This window comes from Nocardia sp. NPDC005978 (genome assembly GCF_040614455.1).
Lineage (GTDB): Bacteria > Actinomycetota > Actinomycetes > Mycobacteriales > Mycobacteriaceae > Nocardia.
In genome coordinates this window covers 44,191-66,794 of the sequence record NZ_JBEXUS010000034.1, presented here as the reverse complement: position 1 = coordinate 66,794, position 22,604 = coordinate 44,191, and the positions used below count along the sequence as shown (strand labels likewise).

The 22,604-nt window shown below is 67.3% G+C and carries 12 protein-coding genes and 2 tRNA genes; 7 read left to right on the top strand and 7 right to left on the bottom strand.

From position 1 onward, the window contains the following. The first annotated feature begins 32 nt into the window (after positions 1-32). Positions 33-106: transfer RNA gene (locus ABZ319_RS17760), tRNA-Met, on the top strand. Positions 107-194: 88 nt separating this feature from the next. Here ABZ319_RS17760 and ABZ319_RS17755 read toward each other — a convergent pair. Beyond that, entirely contained in the window at positions 195-1,295 is a 1,101-nt protein-coding gene (locus ABZ319_RS17755; protein WP_354987493.1) for a site-specific integrase, read from the bottom strand. Between the two features lie 480 nt (positions 1,296-1,775). On the opposite strand from ABZ319_RS17755, the gene ABZ319_RS17750 reads away from it, so the two are divergent. The 4 genes from ABZ319_RS17750 to ABZ319_RS17735 all read left to right on the top strand — a co-directional run bounded on the left by ABZ319_RS17750 (position 1,776) and on the right by ABZ319_RS17735 (position 4,512). Further along, complete coding sequence (locus ABZ319_RS17750) at positions 1,776-2,426, top strand: hypothetical protein (RefSeq protein WP_354987492.1); 651 nt, start codon at positions 1,776-1,778, stop codon at positions 2,424-2,426. Then, a complete protein-coding gene (locus ABZ319_RS17745) occupies positions 2,423-3,355 on the top strand; it encodes a hypothetical protein (protein WP_354987491.1) in 933 nt (310 codons plus the stop codon). The genes ABZ319_RS17750 and ABZ319_RS17745 overlap by 4 nt, the downstream gene beginning before the upstream one ends. Positions 3,356-3,787: 432 nt before the next feature. Beyond that, positions 3,788-3,869, top strand: a tRNA-Leu gene (locus tag ABZ319_RS17740). 187 nt (positions 3,870-4,056) lie between these two features. Then, positions 4,057-4,512 carry a hypothetical protein gene (locus ABZ319_RS17735; protein WP_354987490.1) on the top strand — a complete coding sequence of 152 codons (456 nt, stop codon included), beginning with the start codon at positions 4,057-4,059 and terminating at the stop codon, positions 4,510-4,512. Positions 4,513-4,665: 153 nt separating this feature from the next. On the opposite strand, the gene ABZ319_RS17730 is transcribed toward ABZ319_RS17735, so the two are convergent. Continuing rightward, a complete protein-coding gene (locus ABZ319_RS17730; RefSeq protein WP_354987489.1) occupies positions 4,666-6,312 on the bottom strand; it encodes an MFS transporter in 1,647 nt (548 codons plus the stop codon). Positions 6,313-6,428: 116 nt separating this feature from the next. Between ABZ319_RS17730 and ABZ319_RS17725 the strand changes: the two genes are divergently transcribed. Beyond that, positions 6,429-6,932 carry a MarR family transcriptional regulator gene (locus tag ABZ319_RS17725; RefSeq protein ID WP_354987488.1) on the top strand — a complete coding sequence of 168 codons (504 nt, stop codon included), beginning with the start codon at positions 6,429-6,431 and terminating at the stop codon, positions 6,930-6,932. A 3-nt stretch (positions 6,933-6,935) separates the two neighbouring features. On the opposite strand, the gene ABZ319_RS17720 is transcribed toward ABZ319_RS17725, so the two are convergent. Further along, positions 6,936-7,787, bottom strand: a complete 852-nt coding sequence (locus ABZ319_RS17720) for an alpha/beta hydrolase (protein ID WP_354987487.1) — start codon at positions 7,785-7,787, stop codon at positions 6,936-6,938. 141 nt (positions 7,788-7,928) lie between these two features. Between ABZ319_RS17720 and ABZ319_RS17715 the strand changes: the two genes are divergently transcribed. Then, the gene (locus ABZ319_RS17715; protein ID WP_354987486.1) at positions 7,929-9,119 is read left to right on the top strand and encodes a helix-turn-helix domain-containing protein; all 1,191 of its coding nucleotides are present in this window, start codon (positions 7,929-7,931) and stop codon (positions 9,117-9,119) included. Positions 9,120-9,231: 112 nt separating this feature from the next. Here ABZ319_RS17715 and ABZ319_RS17710 read toward each other — a convergent pair whose 3' ends face one another. The 4 genes from ABZ319_RS17710 to ABZ319_RS17695 all read right to left on the bottom strand — a co-directional run bounded on the left by ABZ319_RS17710 (position 9,232) and on the right by ABZ319_RS17695 (position 22,467). Then, complete coding sequence (locus tag ABZ319_RS17710) at positions 9,232-11,724, bottom strand: FAD-dependent monooxygenase (RefSeq protein WP_354987485.1); 2,493 nt, start codon at positions 11,722-11,724, stop codon at positions 9,232-9,234. A gap of 35 nt (positions 11,725-11,759) precedes the next feature. Further along, on the bottom strand, positions 11,760-18,935 hold the full coding sequence (locus tag ABZ319_RS17705; RefSeq protein ID WP_354987484.1) for an amino acid adenylation domain-containing protein: 7,176 nt from the start codon (positions 18,933-18,935) through the stop codon (positions 11,760-11,762). Between the two features lie 362 nt (positions 18,936-19,297). After that, on the bottom strand, positions 19,298-21,460 hold the full coding sequence (locus tag ABZ319_RS17700) for an MMPL family transporter (RefSeq protein ID WP_354987483.1): 2,163 nt from the start codon (positions 21,458-21,460) through the stop codon (positions 19,298-19,300). A 308-nt stretch (positions 21,461-21,768) separates the two neighbouring features. Then, positions 21,769-22,467 (bottom strand): histidine phosphatase family protein, encoded by a 699-nt coding sequence (locus ABZ319_RS17695; protein WP_354987482.1) that lies wholly within the window; start codon positions 22,465-22,467, stop codon positions 21,769-21,771. Positions 22,468-22,604: the final 137 nt, after the last annotated feature.

Genomic DNA, 22,604 nt, shown 5'->3' with positions numbered 1-22,604 from the left:
GCCCCGGGGTGTGTAATGTTCCCTTCACCCGACGCGGGGTGGAGCAGCTCGGTAGCTCGCTGGGCTCATAACCCAGAGGTCGCAGGTTCAAATCCTGTCCCCGCTACTAGGTAAAACGGCCCGGAACCAGCTGGTTCCGGGCCGTTTTCGCGTTCATTTGGCATCACGTTTGGCATCATTAGCCAAACTCAGTTTCATGGGTTCGATGCTGTCTCAGGGGTTCTGCGGCGTCCCAGCATGTACGCGGCGGCACGAGCGGCGGCGTCCTCGTCCTGGCCGGGCAGGACATGTTGGTAGACGCTCATGGTGAAGGCGACATCGGCGTGACCGATGCGCTGGCTGACGACCTTCGGATTGATTCCGGCGCGCAGGGCTCTGGTGACGTACGTGTGGCGCAGGTCGTCGAAGCGGATCTCGGGCAGTCCAGCGTCGGCAGCCAGTCGTTTGAACCGCTCTCGGATCGAATCCGGGTGCACGGGTCGGCCGTCTTCGTAGGTGAAAACCAGGTCGGTGTCACGGAAGTCGTCACCGTAGAGGGCGAGCTCGGCGTCTTGGATGGCTTGCCACACGCGAAGTGCATCGACGGTCTCCTCGTCGAGCGCTATCAGGCGTTCGGAGTCTTCGGTCTTGACCTGAGCGTCCTGCGCTCGTCCAGACACGACTACTCGACCCTGATGCACTGACAGTGTCCCAGCGTCGAGATCCAAGGAAGGCCAACGGATTCCACAGATCTCGGCGCGACGCAGCCCGGTGGTCAGCTCCAGTCGGAACAGCGCGTAGAACCGGTCGAAGCAGATGCTGTCCATGAACCGGGTGGCCTGCTCCGGTGTCCATACCGGCCGTCGAGACTTGGCCACGCGAGGTGGCTTCGCGTTGTCGACGAGATACTTCCAGGCAACGGCATCAACGAGTGCCCGATGGATGGCGAGGTGGATGTTGCGGACGGTTTTGGGTTCCAGCCCAGCTGGTTTCGGGGTCGGGATTCGTCCAGCCTTGTAGCGGCGCACAGCGGTACGGGCAGCATGGATGGTGACGGCACAGGCGTCGGTGATCTCGCGTGGTGTGGGCTGCTGGCCACGCTTGGTCGCCTTTGCCCAGTACTCGTACATGCGAATGTTGTTGTCGGGCTTGATACGTCCATCGGCCAGGAGTTGGGTATAGAACTTCACCAGCATTGGCGCGGTCAGCTTCTGCAGCTCACCGTCACCGAGGTGGGGGACAACGTAGGCGTGGATGAATGCCTGCCAGTTGTCGTAGGTGGTGGCGTCAACGAGCATCTTGATGCGGGCAGCCACTCCTCGACTAAGAACGCCCAGACGTTGATCCTCACTTGAGCGCGCCGGCCAGAGTGTTCTGCCGCCCGGACGTGGACAGCTTGCCCACCAGCAGCGAGGCGGTGGCATGCATGCTGAGCAGGCGGTTCCGCTGACCTAGGTGTACTGAACATGGACAACTGGGTGGGCGGGCGCTGGGATGGGTCGCCGTGGATTGCTCGTTGGAGTCGATGGTGAGGTATCGATTGTTGGCTAACTGGACTGTGTCGCAGGTCTTTCGGGGGTTGGCCATCTAGCCCTCGAACTGCCTCGACAGACCGCACGACGTAACGCTGGTGCAGCGGCCGCACCAACTGCTCGGGTGGAAACCGGCTTGGTGCGGCCTGGCCGAAATCGGATTGGATAGCCGGGATCGAGGCGCAATAATGGGCTGGCTCGGCCGCAGCCTGATAAGCGGTCGTTCACGGCAGATCCTGGCCAACAATGAAAGGAGACTGTCGGTTGCCGACATCGCCCTATGAGGTCCTCGACCAGTTGGTTATCGACACCGCGAAGATGGGATGGGCAACAACGACGATGTCCCTGTCTCTTCTGAAAGGTTTTGCGCGCGAGCGTGGATGGGAACCGATCGCGACCAGACGGGGTGACTCGGCGGTGTCGAAGCTAAAACCGACTGTCGCGTCAGAGGCCCCGGCCCGGTCGATCAGCGCGACAGTTGGATTGGACGCTCAGCTACTGCATGTGGACGGCGCGCATATACCCGCTATGCCAGATGTCGTCGTAATGCATTTCGAGACAGTGAATTTGACAGCCACCAGGATCTGGAGTCCGGGGTTCGAGGTAGTCCGTTCCTCTCCCGTGCAACATGGTGTGTTCATTGTCGGTACCGGTCGCGACACCTTTCTCGCCTGTGCGGCCGACGACAACGGGCTGCGGTTCGATCCGTATTGCATGACGCCCGCTGACAGGCGGTCACAGGAAGCGTTTACCTTGCTTACGTCGTATGGTGATGTCCACGAGCATGCCTGGGATGAGCCGGACAAGCTTCTGCTCGTGCGAAACCGCATGGTTCTGCATGGCCGTGCGAAGGCCGTAGACGGGGAAGACCGTGAGCTGAGCAGGATCGGCTACAGGACGGGGCCGTTGAAGTGACGACTCCGTATGGCTATGAGCAGTTCTGGATCAAGGCAAAGCTCTTCCTTAATAGGGCTATGGACCCGTCGAATGACAGGACCGAGGATGAGAAGCAGCTCTGGGCTGCTTTGGCGCTCGAACTGCTCGCCAAGGCGGCTCTGTGTAAAGTCTCGCCCATCCTCGTCGCCGAACCGACGGAGGATGGGTCGCATGTGCTGAAGGCGGCCGGGCTGATCGAGGGAGACGCGCACTTCACGACGGCGCGGGCATCAACGATCTTCAAGCGGTGCCAGAAGGTATTCCGTCCCTTCAGTGAGGAAGAAGCCTCGAAGATCTCCTCAGGGCGAAACGAGTACCTTCATGGTGCAGCGCTGGGGATCACAGGTATCCCCGCGCACGCGTGGTGGCCCAGGTTTTGGGCGCAGGCGAACATCCTGTTGACCGCGCAGGGGACCGATATCTCGCTGCTGGTTGGGTCCGAACGCGTCAACAAGGTTGAAGCCCATCTGGCACAAAACAAGAAGAACATCGAGCACCAGCTCACGTCGCGGATCGAGGCCGCGAAGCTCTCACTGGCTCGATTCCGGGAGGGGCGAATGAGTGGCAGTGAACAGGCGAAGTGGCAGGCTTGGCCGCGCTGGACACCAGTCCTGGAGTACAGCGCGGAAGCAACCTGTCCGGCATGTTCGAGCGTCGGCAGGTTGGAGGGTAGTGAGATCGTCGATCGTCGGGTGACTCATTACGGTGCTGACGAGCGCGATCACTTCGTTGGAACGATTGCCGAAATCGATGTCAGTTCTGACTACTTCAGCTGTCCGACTTGCCATCTCGTGCTCGACAAGTTCGAGCTGATCATGGAGTCGGAACTGGGTGAGGAGGGCTTCACTGTCGAAGTCGATCCGGAGGACCTGGAGGCTTGGTTCGAGCCCGAGTATGGCAACGATTGAAGGGCAGACGCTATGGACCTCCAACCGCTGGCATCGATCTCGTGAGATGACGGACCGCCGACCGACGCGGCGTCCTAACGGTGTAGGCGGGACGACCCCGGCACCCCATGGCAACTGGACCAGGGACCGGGGTCTCACCGATTGCTGGGGCACAGGTGGCCCGCATCGCATCGAACTGTTGCAATCCCTAGCCGGTGGTCGCCATCGGTACATAGGTCCCGGAATGGCCATGCCGAAGAAGTTGTCGTTGCCCGGCCACCGCCGTACACGGGAGTGGTCGGCCGACAACCCGCAGACGAGGAAATCGCTGGTCACTGGCTGGGATTTGGCATCAAATTTGGCATCACGACAGGGCGGGACCCAGCGGTCGGGGTGGACTCAGGCGGACATCGTGGACGATGGATATTCCGCTGACCTGTGGAGATAGGACGCAGCGGTACATGGTGACACGTTCGGAACTGTTTCCTGTAGGCTCATAACCCAGAGGTCGCAGGTTCAAATCCTGTCCCCGCTACTACAGGATTACGGCCCCGGAACACTTGTTCCGGGGCCGTATTTCGTTGTATCGGCCCCGAATATTGCAGGAGCCGAACGGGTTCCCCTGCCCCCGGAACTAGGGGCACAACGCCGGTATCACCGCCTCACTTGCGAACGATAGTGTTCGTGGACCCGGGTATCCGGGACGACGGATGGAGTGACACGTGAGTGGAGGAACCATGCTGGGTCGTCGAATCGCCTGGGGTGCACAGTGTGTGGTGGCGGCGGGTGCGGCCGTGGCGTTGACCGCCGCGCCGGCCTCGGCGGCCGAGGTGATCGACCTGGGGATCGGGTTCAGCAACGGAACCCTTTTCGTCGGGGGAACATATGCGTTGAGCGCGACGGCCACCGGCGGCGCCATGGGATCGGTGGCGATGTTGCCTTTCGTTCCCGGCGGTGTCGTGTTTGAGGACAACGGGGTCTGCGTCGGCACGGCCAAGCCGTCGTACGCGAGTTCGGCGTCGGTGAACTGGACGCCGAGCGTTGTCGGTGAGCACACCCTCACCGCCACGTACGAGGGCAGCCGCAAGACGATCGTCGTCAACGTGGTGCCGCTCGCCGACGGGACGACGAGTGTGCCCGCGAAGCCGGGCAACTGCTCGCTCACCGGCAGCGCATAGCTCCCGGCGCGCCGGACTGGCAACCCACGTCGCAGTTCGAATCCGGCGGTCACCCTGGGCATCTCGGTCCCGGTCGGCTCGACCGCGAAGGAATCGGCGACTCACGATCTCCGACTCACCCGGAAGCCGGGCGGGCCGGAGATCGTTTTTCGGTCAGGTGTGCGCGACCGGCGAACGCGCCGACTGTTCGTCGCGCGCTGCCGATTTCGGGATCAGCGCGGTGGCGATCAAGCCCAGCAGCACGAATCCCGCTGCGAGATAACCACCCAGCTCGATCCCGTCGGTCATCGCGATACGGCCCGCTTCCGCGATCGGCGCGGTCTGCGGTTGTGCCGCATACCCTTCGATCGCCGCGCCCGCGCTGTCGGTGATCGCCTGCGCGTGCGCTTCCGCCTGGGCGGCGGGTATGCCGTCCGCGCTGAGGTGGTTGGTGACCTGCGATCCGAGCGTCGTGAAGAAGACCGTGGTCAGGACCGCGATCCCGAGCGCCGAGCCGAGTTGGCGGAACGCGCTCTGGATGCCGGAGGCCTGGCCGTTGTCGGTGTCCGGGATGTCGGCCAGAACGACATTGGTGACCTGAGCCGTCGCGAACCCGACACCGATGCCGTACAGGCACAGGATCAGTGCCAGTGACCACCACGAGTTGTCCGGTGCGGCGAACAGTGCCAGCGCGCCCAGGCCGACGACCTCGAAGGCCAGACCGAGCCGGACCAGGTTCACCGGCGATACGTTCTTGTCGGCCAGGCCGAAGCTGGCGCCGCTGGCGATGAAGCTGCCGATGGCGATCGGCACCAGCGCCAGGCCCGCCTGCAGCGCGCTGTAGCCGAGGGTGAACTGCAGCCACAGCGGCAGCACCGCGACGATGCCGAACTCTCCGAGCCCGATGATCAGCGTGGCGATGTTGCCGTTGCGGAACGATGCCAGCCGGAACAGGCTCAGGTCCATCAGTGCCTTGTCGGCGTCGCCGGCCCGGCGCAGGGCCGCCTGCCGCCCCAGGAATCCGGCGAGCGCGGCCACGCTCAGCACGAGCGCGATCAGTACCGGCGACGGGCCGCTGTCCCAGGTGAAGCCGCCGATCTCCATCGGATGCTCGGTGGTGATCCAGCCGTACACGCGGCCCTCGACCAGCCCGAAGGCCAGCAGGCCCAGGCCCAGCACCGACAGCACCGACCCCGGGATGTCGAGCCGTCCCGGCACCCGGGGCGAGCGCTCGATGCACGCCAGCACGCCGATCACGATCACCACCGCGAGCGGGACGTTGATGCCGAAGGCCCAGCGCCACGACACGTGCTCGGCGAGCCAGCCGCCGAGCAGCGGGCCCAGCGCGGCCGCCGCGCCGATGGTGGAACCCCAGACGGCGAACGCCTGTCCGCGGGCCTTGCCGGTGAAGGTGGCATTGAGCAGCGCCAGCGAGGTCGGCAGGATCATCGCCGCACCCGCCCCCTGCAGGAACCGCGCGACGACGAGTAGTCCGCCACCGGGTGCGAGACCGGCCAGGATGCTGGTGACGCCGAATACGACCACGCCGGCCACGAAGACCCGCCGCGCGCCGATGATGTCGGCGACGCGGCCGACCACCAGCAGCAGCGCCGCGAACACGATCGCGTAGGACTCCTGAATCCATTGCGCCTCAGTCGAATCCGTATTCAGATCTTCGATGATCGACGGGATGATCACGTTCACGATCGTGGTGTCGACCACGATCAGCGCGACGCCGAGAGCGATGGCGAGCAAGCCGAGCCAGCGCAGCAGCGGCGTCTTCGCCGCCACCTGCGGCTCGCCGGTCTCCGTTTCGTTCATTAGCTGCCTACTTCCATGATGGAATTATTCCACGGCGAAAGTACATACGGCCGGAGTAGGTTGTCAAACGGTGTCATCGGTGTCACGCCGGTGCGAGAAAGGTGGGCGAGGGGCACATGAACCACCCGGTTGAGCGGGCTCAGCAGGATCAGCTGACCGAGGGTCTGCGCGCCTACGGCGCGAACTATCGGGAGTTCAGCCGGCGGTTCGCGACGTGGCTGGGTCTGCATTCCACCGATGCCGAGGCGCTGATCGAGATCCTCGGCGCCGAGGAACGCGGCGCGGCCCTGTCGCCCGCCCGCCTGAGTGAACGGATCTCGCTGTCCCAGCCCGCCACGACGGCGCTGCTGAATCGGCTCGAACTGGCCGGCCATGTGGTGCGCACGCGCGAGCACAGCGACCGGCGCGTCATCACCCTGCGCGGCAGTTCGGAGGTGCACGAGCTCGCCGACGAGTTCTTCCGCCCGCTCGGCGAGCAGGTCGCCGCCGTCATGGCCCGGCACTCGCCCGAGCAGCTCCGGCGGTTCGAGAAATTCCTGCTCGAGCTGACCGGCACGATGAACAGTCAACTCGCCCAGCCGCTTCCGCCCGCTCCGTTCGGAGATGCTCGGGGCGACTGAGCATCACGGATTCGGCGTGCGGCCGATCCAGGCGATCAGGTCGGCCTCCACCTCGTCGCGGTTGGTCTCGTTGAGGATCTCGTGCCGGGCCCCGGGATACACGCGGTAGGTGATGTCGGTCAGCCCGGCCGCGCGGTATCGCTCGATCAGCAGGTCGCTCGAGCGCAGATCGTCGTTGAGCGGATCGTGATCACCCACCATCACGTAGACGGGCAGGTCGGTGGGAATGGTCGTCGGCGTCGAAAGCCGTTCGGCGGCAACGGTCGCCAACAGCGCCATGTTCGCCGGATCGATTTCGAACCCGCACCACGGATGCGCCACATACGCGTCGACCTGCGCCTCGTCGCGGCTGATCCAGTCCGCCGTGGTGCGGGTGGGCTGGAAGCGAGCGTTGAACAGCCCCGCCAGATCCCCGCCGGCCGCGGCGATCATGGCGAACAGCCGGTCGACCGCGGTGGTGCCGCACAGCACGACATCGTCGACGAGGGCCGAGTGCTCGAGAATGTACTGCTGAACCGCGAACGATCCGAGGCTGTGTCCGAACAGGACGACGGGGATCCCGGCGTGCCGGGTGCGCAACAGCCCGGTGAGTGTCACGAGGTCCTCGACCAGGAGATTCCACCCGTTCTCGCCGAGGTCGCCGGGGGTCCCCGTGATGCTGTGGCCGTGCCCGCGATGGTCCGGGGCGTAGACGGCGTATCCGGCGGCGGCGAGTCGCTCGGCGAGGTGACTGTAGCGGGCGGCGTATTCCCCCATTCCATGCGCGATCTGCACGATCCCGACCGGCTCCCGGCCGGCCGGCAGCCAGTCCCGGACGTGGATGAGGGCGCCGTCACTGCTGGTGAAGGTGAACATGGGGGAGGCTCCTGCGACGTCGAAGGTGGAACATCGCCGAAATCGTCGCAGAGATGTGGTCGCGCTCCCATGGATCCGGGGACAACATCGTCGGTCCGCCGACTGTTCTGCGCAACAATCGCGAACCGGTAACCTGCGGAAATGCCTCGCACCACGCCGCCGGAAGAAATCGTCGAAGTCGCCGGGCTGCTGCTGGAGACCATCGATGATCTCGGGCTGCGGCTGGCCCGGCGCTTCCTCGTCGAACTCGACACCTACCGCAACGAGGCGCAGGTCCCCTTCGACACCGTTCGCACCTCCTGCACGCGCAATCTCACCCTGATGCTGCGGCATTTCACCACCACCGCACCGGTGGACCCGGAACCGCCCAGGGAGACCGGGCGACTTCGCGCACGGCAGGGCGTGCCCCTGGCCGAAACCCTGCACGCCTTCCGCATCGGATTCGAATTCCTGTGGTCCGAACTGGTTTCCGCCTCGCGACGCCACCCCGCGGTCACCGATTCGATGCTCGTCGCCCTCGCCGCGGAGGTCTGGGCGCTCTCGGGTGAATACGCTGTCGCCGTCGCGGCCGCCTACCGGGAAACCACCACCGAACTGGTACTGCAACGCGAACATGAGCGCTCGGTACTGGTCGAGGCGCTGTTCACGGGCATGATCGCCGACCCGGTCACCCTCGGTGAGGCGACCCGCATCCTCGGCCTGCCGCCGACCGGCCGCTATGTCGTCGTCGCCGCGGCGGTACCCGCCACCGGCCGCGAAGCCCTACCCGGCATCGAAATAGCCTTGCGCGCAGCACAAATCACCTCCGCCTGGCGATTGCTGCCCGACCAGCAGATCGGCGTACTCGCTCTGCCCGAATCCCGGGAACCAGTGGCACTGAAGGCATTACGGGCCCATCACACCCGCGTGGGCATCAGTCCGCCCTACGACGCCCTGCCCGAGACGCCCCGGGCACTGCATTTCGCCCGCCTCGCCCTCGCCGGTCTGCGCGACCGCCCCCGCGGCGTGGCCCGCTTCGATGACGACCCCCTCGCCATGCTGATCGCCGCGGCGCCGATAGAGGCCGAACGGATGACCCGGGTCGCACTCGGCCCACTGCTGGCTCTGCCCCACGAAGAACGCGAACGCCTGTTGCAAACCCTCCGCACCTGGTACGCCGAGAACGGCTCCGCCGCCGACACGGGCCGCACACTCTTCCTGCACCCGAACTCCGTCCGCTACCGCCTGCGCCGCATAGAGGAGGTCACCGGCCGCTCCCTCGCCGACCCCCGGGCGGTCCTCGAGCTCGGGGCCGCCCTGCGTGCGCTGCCCCATCCGAATCCCGGTCTGTGACAGACTTATCCGCCCGCTGGATCCCTCGAGGTCCCGGCCCGGCAACACTCTGCGATTCGGTCGAAATCGAAGTAGCGGTGCAGGGCCGGGCATCCACGACCCGGTGTCGTCGTCAGTGGGTGGCCGCGGGTTCCGGGGCGGGGGCCAGGCTGTGCAGGGCCTCGGTGAGGGTCGCGAGGAGGGCGTCGGCGCGGGCGGGGGTCAGCAGGCCCTCGACGTAGCCGAGATTCAGGGTGAGGGCGGTGGGGCCCGCGCCGACCGTGAGCATCATCATCCCGCTGATGGACATGCCGGAGAGGAACTCGGGGTCCGAGACTTCCCACGGCCCGATGCGGGTGGGGAAGTCGTGGGTGTCGAGGTGGGTGAGGCAGAGGTTGCCGGGGCCCCGGGCATCTAGGAGTTCGACCGTCTTGTCGGAGTGGGCCGGGGTTTTGGGGGTCATGAACGCCATGCTGCCCAGGTTGGCGAGGTGCTGGCGTTTGCCCACCCGGGTGGTGAAGTCGGCGTCGAAGGCCGCGGCGGTGTCCCACAGGGGTTTCCCGGCCGGCGTGGGCAGTGCGATCATCGCCTGGTAGGCGCCGGTCCGGGTGTCGTCCAGCGGGGTGTCGAGCTGCTCGCGGAACAGCACCGAGACGCCGACGGGGTAATTCGCCTGCGGCGCTCCGGCATCCGAGCCCGCCGCCCGGGCCAGCGCGGCGGCGACCACGCTCGGCAACGCGACGCCGCGGTCCCGGCACTCCCGCAGGAGTGCCTCGTACCGGGGTCCGTCGATCACGCTCCGTGTCAGCCTGGTGAAGCGTTGCGCGGGAGCCGATTCGGCACTGGCACTCAGGCGCACCGGCTTGGCGCGCAGGTCGCGCAGTCCGTCCGCCGCCAGTCGGCCCAGTGACCTGCCCGTGCCCCGCACACCGCGGAAGGGCTTGGGGAACAGGTCCTCCGGCCCGGGCGGTGCGGGGACCTCCGCCACCCAGCCGGTGTTTCGATCCGCGGCGAGTTCGAGGACCTGGCGGGCGAACGACAGGATGGTCACCGCGTCGGCGATGACGTAGGTGGAGGTCAGGATCAGGTCGTGCACGTCGGGGGCGACGGTGACCAGTACGGCGCGCAGCAGGGGTGCGCCGTCGGCGAATCGGTCCCGCAACTCGGTGTCGATCTCGGCGGTCCAGTCGCCGGATGCGACCTCGCGCAAGGGAATCGGCCGCATCTCGATGGGGAAGAAGCGCGGATTGCGGCCCTCGTCGCTGTGCACCACGGCGCGCAGCATGGGATGGCGGCGGGCCAGCGCGTCCAGCCCGATGCGCACCGCGCCCGCGTCGAGGTCGCCGGTGACGCGCACCCGCGACACGATGTGCAGGGGCGCTACCTGATCCGCGGTCCAATGCCACCGTTCCAGCACCGACAGCGGACGCGGCAGTGCCGCAACGGGTTCCGGATCGCCCAGCCCCGGCCAGGTCATCGGCTCGGCGAGATTGTCGCGCAGCTTGCTTTCGTTGCCCCGCGCGATGAACCTGTTCCGGACGGCGATCATCGCCCGGTTGCGGGTCTGTTCGAGCCGGCCCAGCTTGCGGGAACCGTCGACGAGCATGGTGGTCCGTGGAATTCGGCGCTGCTCGTAGGCGCGCAGCCCGGCCTCGGCGTCAGCGTGGGTGGCCAGCGCGTGCGCCAGGACCACCGCGTCCTCGATCGCGGAGTTCGCGCCCTGCCCGAGACTGGGCAGCATCGGGTGGGCCGCGTCGCCGAGCAGGGTGACCCGGCCCCGGCCCCACGAGGTCAGTGGTGGCCGGTCCTGCGAGGGCAGCGCGAGGATGTCGGATTCCGGTGTGGCGGAGATGATCTCGCCGATCTCACCGGACCAGCCCTGGAACCGGGAGAACAGATCCTGCTTGCCGTGCGGCCAGTTCGCGGCCAGTTCGCCGGTGGTGGTCATGGTGCCCCACCAGTAGACGTTGCCGTGCCCGATGTCATGGATGCCGAACCGCATGCCGCGACCCCAGTAGTGGATCGAGGCCCCGGGTTCGATCGCCGGATGACTGAACGGAACCAGCGCCAGCCAGCAGACGAATTCGCCCGTGCGCGGCGGTTCGGCGCCGTGCAGCTGGGAGCGGATGGCCGAGTTGATCCCGTCCGCGCCGATCAGTACATCGGCGTCGAGCGTGCGGCCGTCCGCGAAACTCACCTGAACTCCGTCGGCGGTCTCGGTGAAACCCGTTGCCTCCGCGTTAAGTTCGACTCGAAGATCGGGGCCGCAGGCGGCCAGTAGGACGTCGTGCAGGTCCTTGCGGGCCAGCGCCACCGAGGGGGCGCCCAGTTCGATGTCGATGGGCGCCACGTCGATGCGTCGCATGTCCGAGCCGTCGGGGCGGCGGAAGGTGAACGAGCGGGCGCGGCCGCCCACCTTCAGCAACTCCTCGTCGATGCCGAGATTCAGGGTGCGCAGAGCGTTCATCGCGTTGGACTGCACCGACAGGCCGAATCCGGCGGCGCGCAGTTCCGGGCCGCGCTCGCAGAGCACCACGTCGATTCCGGCGCGCCGCAGCGCGGCGACCGCGGTGAGACCGCCGATGCCTGCTCCGACGACGATCGCGGACTTTTTGGGAGAGTTCACGGGGTTTCCTTGCTGTGTCACGGAATTCGATGCTTTCACGAGGTGGTCGCGGCCGCCCGCTGGAGAAGTCTGGTCAGCTGGGTGGCGACCTCGGTGACGTGCGGATGCTGGATCAGGGTCAGGTGGTCGCCGGGCACCTCGATGACCTCGAGATGCCCCGCCGCGTAGGCGTCCCAGCCGTTGGTCGGGTCGCGGTGCAGGGTGCCGGCCGAGTCGTGCGCGGGGCGCAACACCTGCGGCAACGGCTCGGCGGCCCGCAGCAGGGTGATGTCGCCGTCGTACGCACGCGGCCGATACCCGTCGATGGCCCGCCAGCCGCCGGCGAACACCTCGAACAGCCGCCGCACGAGCTCCCGCGAACCGGCGGGCGGGAGCACCCCGGACGCGATGGCGGTGGTGAGGATGAAATCGAAGACCTGGTCATCGTTTTCGAGCTCGGCGGGAATCTCGACCACGGGTGTGTCCGCGCCGCGCGCCAGCCACAGCAGCTCCCACAGGAAGAACTCGTGGAGGTTGTGGCGCGGGATCGGCTTCCCATCACCGTGCCGGACGGTCATGGTGTCGATGAGGGCCAGCGTTGCGACCTCGTGGCCGGCGGCGGTCAACTGCTGCGCCATCTCGAAGGCCACCATGCCGCCCAGCGACCAGCCGCCCAGGTGATAGGGGCCCGCGGGCTGTACGCGGCGCAGCGCCGCGATGTAGCCGCGGGCCATGTCCGCGAGGGTGTCGACCGGGGTGCTGCCGGGTGCGAGCCCGGCGGCCTGCAAGCCGTACAGCGGCTGCCCGTCGGGCAGCTGTTTGCTCAATTCGACGTAGCAGAGCACGTTTCCGCCGATCGGATGCACCAGGAACAGCGGAGCCGCGGTTCCTTCGCGCAGCACCACCAACGGATCGAACTCGGCATCGGCATCGCGGCCCAGTCGTGCGGCCAGGGCGGCGACCGTGGAGCCGGTCGCCAGCGCCGATACCGGCAGCGATACCCCGTAGCGCTGTTCGATGGCGACGATCAATCGCATCGCCGTGAGCGATGTGCCGCCGAGCGCGAAGAAATCGTCGTACACGCTCACCTCGGGCAGCCCCAGCGCCTCGGCCAGGAGCGCGGCGAGTCCGGCTTCGAGCGGCGTGCGCGGCCGGACCGGATCGGCGGCGGCGGTGGCGGGCAGCGCCATACCGGCGAGCACCCGGTCCGCCCGCTTGCCGCTGGGGGTCAGCGGCATGGCGTCCAGCCACACCAGGCGACTGGGGATCATGGGCTCGGGTAGCCATTCCCGCAGTGCCGTAAGCAGTTCCGGCTCGTGGACATCGGCGCCGGATCCGACCAGGAAACCCACCAGCCGGGTCTGCGCGCTGGAGGCCGCGGGGGCGGTGTGCGCCACCACCGCCACCTCGGTGACGCCCGGCAGGGTGGCGGTGGCACGGATCAGCGCCAACTCCACCTCCATCGGCTCCACCCGGTGCCCGCGGATCTTGACCTGGCCGCCGCGGCGGCCGTCGCTGATCACGGCTCCGCCGGCCTGCCTGCGACCGAGATCTCCGGTCCGGTACATCCGCCGTCCCGGTGCGAACGGGTGCGCCAGGAAGGCCGCGTCGGTGAGGTCGGGCCTATGTTCGTACCCGTCGGCGAGTGCCGCACCGGCAAGGTAGATCTCGCCGGGCACGCCGTCGGGCACCGTGTGCAGCTGTTCGTCGAGCACCAGGATCTCCACCCCGTCGATGGCCGTGCCGATCGGCGGCAGGTCCGGGAACAGGGCGGGATCCCCGGACATGGTGTAGCTGGTGGCGACGTGAGTTTCGGTGGGGCCGTACTGGTTCTCCAGCACCACGTCGGTGCCCGCCGCGCACAGTGCCCGGATCTCGTCGGTGACGCGCAGCTGTTCACCGGAGGAGATGATCACCCGCAGGGCGGCGGGGGCGGCGTCCAGGCGAATCGCGGCCTCGGCCAGCTGCTGCAGGGCCACGTACGGCAGGAAGATTCGCTCGGCGCCGGTGGCGCCCAGCAGCCGCGCCAGTGCGGGCAGGTCGCGCCGTTGCTCCTCGCCGAGCAGGATCAGCCGCCCGCCGCCGCACAGCGTCGAGTAGATCTCCTGGAAGGAGACGTCGAACGACAGCGGCGCGAATTGTGTTGTCGCGGGCGCACGGTCGAGCCCGGCGAGCAGACCACTTCCGGTCGACAGCTGCCAGCGCACCAGATTCGCCAGTGCTCGATGCGGCATGGTCACGCCTTTGGGCGTACCGGTCGAGCCCGAAGTGAACAGCACGTATGCGGTGGCGGCCGGGTCCGGATCCGGCAGGACGGCGGCGGCGTCGCCGGAAATCAGCTCATCGAGGATGATCCGCGAATAGTGTTCCGGCACTTGCGCTTCGTGACCGGGACCGGTGATCACCGCGAACGGCCGGGCCTGTTCGAGCATGGCGTGCAGCCGGGCGGCCGGATAGGTCACATCCAGCGGCACACAGGCGGCGCCCGCCTTGGCGATGGCGAGCACGGTCATTATCAGTTCCGGCGACCGATCCACGGCTACGGCGATCCGGTCGCCCGGCCGTGCCCCGCGTGCGATCAGGTTCGCCGCCATTCGATTCGACGCCGCCGACAACTGCGCGTATGTCACCGTGCGGGAATCGAATTCCAGCGCGACGGCATCGGGTGTGCGTGCCGCGCGGAGATCGAACAGCTCGATCACGGTGCCGGTGTGCACGGGATCGGGCGCGCGCTCCGGGATGGGGGCGAGCGTGCCGAAGTCGGGTGTGGCGGTGAGGTCGCCGGTGAGCAGATCCAGGACCGCCAGGTAGGTCCGGCCTATGTCGCCGAGCTGATCTCGGGTGTAGACATCCGGGTCGCCGTCGATGCGCAGGGTCAGCGTGCCGTCGAGCGGGTTGCGCACGGCATTGACCAGCAGGGCGAAATTCGTGTCCTCCCGGATGTCGATGCCCAGCAGCGTCACGTCCAGCGCGTCCAGCGCCGCGCCCGCGGCGTGGAAGTGGACATAGTTGAAGGCGGTGTCGAGCACCACGCCGGCGGTGCGCTGGATCTCTGTGAGCGGGTATCGCTTGTGTGGCGCGCTGTGGCGTTCACGATCGAAGACGCCGGTCAGCAACTCCTGGCGGGTTCGACCCGAGATGTCCAGCCGCAGCGGCATCGTATTGAGGAACAGTCCGGCCATGCGTTCGGCGTCGAGGCGTTCGGGGCGGCCATGGGTGACGACGCCGGTGGTCACATCCGTGCGGCCCGACAGCAGGCCGAGCGTGCACAGGTGCGCGGCCAGCAGGACCGCCTTCACCGGAACATGCGTCGCGGCGGCCGCGTCGTCGGCCCGTGCGAGCAGCTCGCCGGGTACGGCGACGGGCAGCGAAACGCGCGCGTCGCCGGGCTCGCCGAGGGGAGTCCGATCGTGCGGGACATGCGGACGCAGGCCGGGGATGCGCGTCGCTTCCGCGCCCTCGAGTGCGCGGGCCCAGTAGTCGGCGTCGGCGGGATCCTCGATCGAGGCACGCTCGGCGCGAACGTACTCCGCGAACGACGGCAGCTCGGTGCCGGAATCGCCGAGCTGCGCGCCGCGGTAGTCGGCGAGCAACTCCGAGAGCACGGTCGCCACACTCCAGCCGTCGAGGATGGCGTGATGGAACGACAGCACCAGGTCGATGCGATCCGGGAGCCGGAACACCGCGAGATCGAACAGGCCCGGCTGCCCCAGCGGATACTGCCGCAGCCGGCGCTGCTCGACGTGGTCCCGGATATGTGCCCGGGCATCGTCCGCCGCCATCGCGCGCAGGTCGGTGACCGACATCGGTGGTTCGAGGTGGGCGTGCACCAGCTGCAGCGGCTCGGAATACGCGGCCGGTTCGAAGGATGTGCGCAGCAGCGGGTGCCGGGCCACGGTTCGCCGCGCCGCGGCGCGTAGCCGCGATTCGTCCCACGGCATGCGCAGCGAGTAGCGGAAAACGTCGTGATAGAGCGAGGAGTCGGCGCGTTCGCGGCTGTGGAACAGCATGCCCAGTTGCAGTCTGGTCAACGGATAGGCGTCCACCACATGCCCGAGCCGAGCCCGGTCGATCCCCGCGACGAGCTCGAAGGGCTCCGGCCCGGTCGCGATCGCCGCGCCGGGCCGCGCCCGCACGGCGAGCTCGGCGATCGTCGGGCTCTCGGCGATGTCGCGAGCGCTGAGCAGCAGTCCGCGTGCCTCGGCGCGAGCCCGAACCCGCAGCAGCAGAATCGAATCGCCGCCGAGATCGTAGAAGTTGTCGAAGACCGACACCGTCTCCCGGTCGAGCACCTCGCACCAGATCTGCGCCAGTTGCTGTTCCACGGGTGTGCGCGCGGCGGTGCCGGCGGCGGATTCGGGTGTGCTGTCCAGCGCGGCCAGTGCGTTGCGGTCGGTCTTTCCGCTGGGTGTCAGCGGTATCGCGTCGATGCGCGCGAACTGCGCGGGGATCATGAACTCCGGCAGTGTCTTCATCAGCTCGGCACGCATCGTGGCGGGCTCGAACTCGGCGTCGGTCACGCAGTAGGCTGCGAGATAGTCGCCGCGAGTGGGGGATTCGCGGTTGATGACCACCGCGGAGAGCATCCCGGGCAGCGTCGCGAGCGCGTTCTCCACCTCGCCCAATTCGACTCGATTCCCGCGAATCTTCACCTGCCGGTCGATCCTGCCCAGGTACTCCATTTCGCCGTCGGCGAGCCGGCGGGCGAGGTCGCCGGTGCGGTACATACGTTCACCGGCGTGGAAAGGGTCGGCGACGAACTTCTCCGCATCCAACTCGGGCCGGCCCAGGTATCCGCGCGCCAGACCCGCACCGGCGATGCACAATTCGCCCGCGACGCCGATCGGCTGCGGCAGGTCGTCCGGGCCGAGCACGTACAGGCGGGTGTTGTCGATCGGCCGGCCGATCGGGACCCGGGTGACCGGCTGCGCCGGGTCGGTGGGGCAGTCGTGGTAGGAGACGTCGACGGTCGCCTCGGTCGGACCGTAGAGATTGACCAGCCGGGGCATGTCCGCACCGAGTCCGCCGAAGATCCGGTTCCACCGTGTGACCTGGTGCGGCAGTAGCGCCTCGCCACTGCAGAAGACCGTGCGCAGGCTGGTCGCGAGGGACGCCGCGGCGGGGTCGGATTCCAGCACGTCCAGGAACGGGGTCAGCATGGACGGCACGAAATGCAGGACGGTGACGCCGAAATCGGCGACGGCGCGCAGGATTTCCCGCGGATCCTTTTCACCGCCGGGCCGCAGCAGCGCGACCTGAGCGCCCTCCATCGCCCACCAGAACAGTTCCCACACCGACACGTCGAACGAGGACGGCGTCTTCTGCAGAATTACATCGGTGGTCCGCAACGGGTATCGCCGCTGCATCCAGCCGAGTCTGTTGATGATCGAATGATGTTCTACGGCGACGCCTTTGGGACGTCCGGTGGAACCGGACGTGTAGATGACGTACGCGAGGTCGCCGCCGGCGGGCGGCGTTGCCGGCGCGGGCACGGCCGCGGGCCGGTCCTCGGGAGTCAGCGCGACCACGTTGTCGAGCGTCGCGGCCCGCACGGCATCGGTGAGGACCACCTTGGCGGAGCTGTCGGCGAGCAGGTACGCGATGCGATCCGCCGGGTAGCTCGGATCGACCGGGACGTAGGCCGCACCGGCGTGCATGGCGGCCAGTATCGCGACCAGCATGTCCGGACCGCGGTCGTGCATCACCGCGACGAGATCGCCCGCGCCGACGCCGGTTTCGCGCAACAGGCCCGACAGGGCGGCGGTGCGGGCGGCCAGCTCGCGGTAGGTGAGGGTGTCCGTGCCGTGCACCGCGAGGGCGTCCGGGGTCTGCTCGGCCCGCGTCATGATCCGCCCGATGACGCTGAGCGCGGTGTCGTAGGGCCGGGTGGTCGCGCGGGAGCGGTCGGTCAGCAGGTCGTGCTCGGCGGCCGTGAGCATCGGCAACCGCGCAGGGTCGGCGTCCAGGGCATCGATACCCGCGTACAGGAGCGCGGTGACGTGGGTGGCGACCGATTCGATCGGATAGTCGGCATCGAAGATGTCGTTGGCGTGGTCGAGCCGGATGAGCAGGGGACCGTCGTCGTCGATCTCGGAGATGGTCCAGGCCATGGCCAGCGGGCTGTAGCCCTGGGAGGGCTGGCTGACTTCCTCGAGCCCCGGGATCAGACCGGCGGCGTCGGGCAGGCGCGGATAGGCGACGGTGACGTCGAAGAGCTGCCGCGCCGGATTGCCCGCCCGGCGCAGGTCGCCCATGAGATCGCCGAGCGGATAGCGCTCATACTGCTTCATCTGGCGCACATCGGTTTTCACCGCGTCGATGAGGTCGCGAACGGTCGCGTGACCACGGGTGCGGACGCCGAGCGGGAGCGTGTTGGCGAAGTCGCCGATGGTGGCCTGTTCGACGGGGTCGGTGCGATTGCCGAAGGGGATTCCGATCGTGATCTCCTCGGCGCGCAGCACCCGGGACAGGTAGAGACCGATCATGGCGCAGAAGTACGGATACAGCGATACGCCCGATTCTCGAATCCGGTTGACCAGCGGGCGCTCCAGCGTGAACTCGTAGGAGGTCACCGGAGCGAGTCCCGCGGCGGCGTGCGGCCGGTCGAACAGCGCGGGTGTGGTCGTGCGCAGCCGCGAGACGAGTGCGTCCCGGTCTCGACCGTAGTCCTTGCTGGCGCGGTAGTCCCGTTCGAAGTCCAGGCATCGCAGAAACGAGGATCCCGGTAGCTCGAGCGGACTTCCGGTCGCCACCGCGGTCGCGTAATCGGTGAGAATTTGCGCCCCGATGTGAAACAGACCTGTCGCGTCGGCCGCGATGTGATGGGTGGTCACCACCACGTAGGTGAGTGTGGTCCCGGCGCGGACGATGTGAGCCCGGAACGGCACCGTCGTGGTGAGCTCCACCGCGGCGCCGGTGAGGTCATGGACCCGGCGTTCGGCCTCGGCCCGTGGATCCGCGGCCGCGCTGACATCGATCACCTGGACGGCGGGCATCGGTTCGGGTGAAAGCTCCTGATAGGGAACGCCATCGACGACGCGATACCGCAACCTGAGGCCGTCGTTGCGGGCCCAGGTGCGCTCGATGGCCGCGATCATCGCGGCCACATCGATATCGAGGGAGAACCTGCCCACGACGTTCGAGAGATAGCTGGGCAGACCGGGGTACAGCTCGACGACCGTCCAGATGTCGCGCTGATAGGCCGTGAGGGGGAAACGCTTGGAAGCGGACATGGATTGCCCCTGGGGTGGAGAGCCGATGATTGCTCGATCCCGCTACGCTGCGGCGATCCGAAAGTCCATTGGGCACTGTGCATTTCGCTCACAGGCGAGCGCGAAAGCACCGGTTGGGCCGCTATGGGTTCTTACCGGCGTTCACTGTGCCACGGCAGTCCGGTATAGCCAATACCCTTCGGTAGTAAGACAATTCACGACCCCCGAAAACCAGGGGCAAGCGGTGCGTCGGGTGGACAGGCCGGTGAATGATGAGCCATATCGCCATGACGATTGCGTGAAATCAGCACGGTCGCAACGGAATGTCGGTACAGTGCTGTGCCGGACCCGGATTCGGAGTGTCGGGTCCGGCGCGATATGACTCACACTCGCGCGGGCGCGTCCTGTTCGACGATGGCGATCCGGCGATGCGCGCGGCGCAGGAATTCCGGCGCCCACCAGTTGGCCGAGCCCATCAGCCGCATCAGAGCCGGTACCAGGATGCCCCGGATCAGGGTGGCATCCATCAGCACCGCCAAGGTCAGGCCGACACCCATCAGTTTCATGAAGGAGACCTCCGAAAAGATGAGTGCCGCGGTGACGATCGTCATCAGTGCGGCCGCCGCGGTGACGATGCGGCCGGTGCGTTCGAGTCCGTAGGCGACGGCGTCGGAGGTGACACCGCGTGCCCGGTATTCCTCGGCGATGCGGGAGAGCAGAAAGACCTCGTAGTCCATCGACAGTCCGAACGCGAGGCAGAACACCAGCACCGGCACCGGGGCGGCCAGGTAACCGGTCTCGGTGAAGTCGCCTACGAGCCACTTCAGGTGCCCGTCCTGGAACACGTAGACCATCGCACCGAAGGTGGCCGACAGGCTCAGCGTATTGAGCAGCACCGCCTTCAACGGCAGCACAACGCTCCCGGTGAAGGCGAAGAGCAGCACGATCATCGCCAGCACGATGAGTGCCACCACCAGCGGCAGTCGCTGCGCCAAACCGGATTTGGTGTCGGCGTTCTGGGCGGTGGCGCCCCCGACGAGCAATGGCGCGGGCGAGTCGATGCCGCGGATGCCGGCCAGCAGCGCGTCCGCGTCCTTCGAGTACGGATCGACCTCGGGCAGCACCGTCAGGTGCGCGCCGTCGGGGCCGGGTTGGGTGCGGACCAGGCCGACATGCGGCAGGAGTTGCAACCGAGAGGTGAGTGCGGTGAGATCCGCGGCGGAGATCGGGCCGTCGACCACGACATCGAACTGCCCGGCCGTGGTGGCCGGGAACTCGGCGCGCAGTACGTCTCCGACCTGGCGGCTCTCCACGGTGCTCGGCAGTGCCCGATCGTCCGTCAGGCCCAGCTGGAGCCCGGCGAACGGCGCGCCGAGTACGAGCACCAGCAGTAGCGCCGCGCCACCGAATATCAAGGGGCGGCGGGTGACTCGGCGGGCGCTGCGATACCAGAATCCATCCTCGGGCCGGCGCGGCTCCCTTTCGGGGCGCCCGAGCAACCGCCGCACACCCCGGCGCAGATCCAGCGTGTCGATCCGGTGGCCGAACAGCATGAGCAACGCCGGCAACAGCGTCACGGTGGCCAGCGCGGCCAGCAGGGCCACCGACAGGCAGGCGGCGCCGAGCGAGCGCAGGAACGGCATGGGGAACAACAGCATCGCCAGCATGGCGACGACGATCGTGCCCGCCGAGAACAGCACGGTGCGGCCGGCGGTGGTGACGGTCGCCGTCACCGCGTCCGCGACCTCGCGACCGGCCCGGCGTTCCTCGCGGAAGCGGCTGACGAGAAACAGGCTGTAGTCGATTCCCAAACCCAGGCCCAGCACCGTCGTGAGGTTCAGCGCGTAGCTGGAGACCTGGGTGAACTCGGTGAGCACCCGCAGGATTCCGAAGGTGCCGACAATGGACACCATGCCCAGCGCCAGTGGCAGTCCGGCCGCGACCAGACTGCCGAAGATGAGGACGAGCAACACCAGCAGGATCGGAATCGAGATTCCCTCGCTGACCTTCAGGTCGGCGGTGAGCTGGGCGGTGACGTCGTGGTAGCTGACGGCGCTGCCCCCGAAACGCAGCCGTAGCCCGTCGTAGTCGTGATCTCGATAGGTGTCGAGCAGCCGGCCCACCACCTCGTCGACCGCGAGTTCGTCTCCCGGGACATCCACCGCGACCAGCGCACGGGTGCGATCGGCGTTGCGCAGGAAGTCCAGGGAACCGGTCGACCAGTAGGAATTCACCGAGCGCACCCCGGGTACAGCCGCCAGTTCCCTGGTGAGCTTGGATCCGGTCGCAGCGACCGCCGCCGTGTCGACGGTTTCACCCGACCCTGGAACATCCACCAGCACTACGACATTGGGTGTTCCGGTGGTGTACCTGTCGGACAAGACCTGTGCTGCCCGTGCCGATTCGGCATCCGCGTTCCAGAATCCGCCGCCGGAGAGCCGCTGTTGCAGCGAACCCCCGCCCGCTCCCGCCAGCACCAGCAGTACGAGCGCCACCGCGACCACAATTCTGGGTCTGCCGACCGCCAACCTCGCAAGCGACTTCATATGCGTTGATCCTCCCTGGCGGCGCCATCGAATCGGCGCCGAGCTTCGGCGTGAGACACGTTGCGGCGCTGCGATTCGGGAGTATACGAGTGCGTAACATGTTGCGCCGGATGAGAATTGCAATGCTCTGGAGCTGCACCCATCGCGGTCATCGGCGCGGTGGCGGAGTAGCGGAGTTCTGTGCCGGCGACCAGAACGGCCCCGATCCAGCGGACCGGGGCCGTTCTTCATATCGTTCGCAGCGTTCCGCTGTCGCATCACATCGGATGCGGTCCCTCACCTATCGGCGGACGGGACGCGGAGAAAAATCAGCCGAGGTCGGGGTGGCCGACCCACTCGACGATCGTCCAGCCGGTCTGGGGGGTGCCCTTGAGGACCACGCGGCCGCCGTTGCGGATCGGGTCGGTGCCCAGCTTGCCCTTGTCGGCGTTGTCGGCGTTCATCATCGACCAGAACATGATGGTGCCGCCGTGCGAGAAGATCACCGGGTTCTTGCAGTTGTTGCGCTGCACGTCGAGCAGGGCCTGATCGACGCGGCCGTCGAACTCGTTGCCGTCGATCGAGCCGGGGATTCGCGCGTTCACATCGCCGGAGAGCCACTTGATCGGCGCCTGGAGGTACCCGCCGAGCGAGTTCGCCTCGGGGGTGCCCTCGTAGTCGCCGGCCTCGATCTCGCGGAAGCCGGGCTGAACCTTGGCCTTCAGATCCTGCTTGGTGAGGGTGGGGGCCGCGGTCTGCGCGGTGCGCACCATGTTCGAGGTGTAGGCGCAGTCGTAGTCCTTGCCGGCAAGCTCGACGGCCAGCTTGTCCGCCTGCGACCGGCCGCGTGCGGTCAGGTCGGGACCGGGCACCTTGGTGTCGATCAGGCCGGAGGCGTTGCCCGCGGACTCGGTGTGGCGCACCAGGGTGATCACCATTTCGTTGGAGGCGCCGCTGCCCGAACCGCTGCCGGTGCCGATATCGGCGGCGGCTACACCGGTGGCGGCGGTCGCGGCCGCGACCGCCATTACCGCTACGGAAAGTCGAAGAGAACGGATTCGCATAAGTGGGAATGCCTTTCATCGTGGCGGAATGCCACTTCAGGTATGCCGAAGAATCGGAATTCGGAGTGTCGCGTCTCACAGAAGCAGTCAATTGTCCGAAT

Coding starts and splice junctions, on each gene's coding strand:
- ABZ319_RS17730 (WP_354987489.1), bottom strand. CDS start 6,312: ATGAACGAAACGGAGACCGGCGAGCCGCAGGTGGCGGCGAAGACGCCG.
- ABZ319_RS17725 (WP_354987488.1), top strand. CDS start 6,429: ATGAACCACCCGGTTGAGCGGGCTCAGCAGGATCAGCTGACCGAGGGT.
- ABZ319_RS17720 (WP_354987487.1), bottom strand. CDS start 7,787: ATGTTCACCTTCACCAGCAGTGACGGCGCCCTCATCCACGTCCGGGAC.
- ABZ319_RS17715 (WP_354987486.1), top strand. CDS start 7,929: ATGCCTCGCACCACGCCGCCGGAAGAAATCGTCGAAGTCGCCGGGCTG.
- ABZ319_RS17705 (WP_354987484.1), bottom strand. CDS start 18,935: ATGTCCGCTTCCAAGCGTTTCCCCCTCACGGCCTATCAGCGCGACATC.
- ABZ319_RS17700 (WP_354987483.1), bottom strand. CDS start 21,460: ATGAAGTCGCTTGCGAGGTTGGCGGTCGGCAGACCCAGAATTGTGGTC.
- ABZ319_RS17695 (WP_354987482.1), bottom strand. CDS start 22,467: ATGGCGGTCGCGGCCGCGACCGCCGCCACCGGTGTAGCCGCCGCCGAT.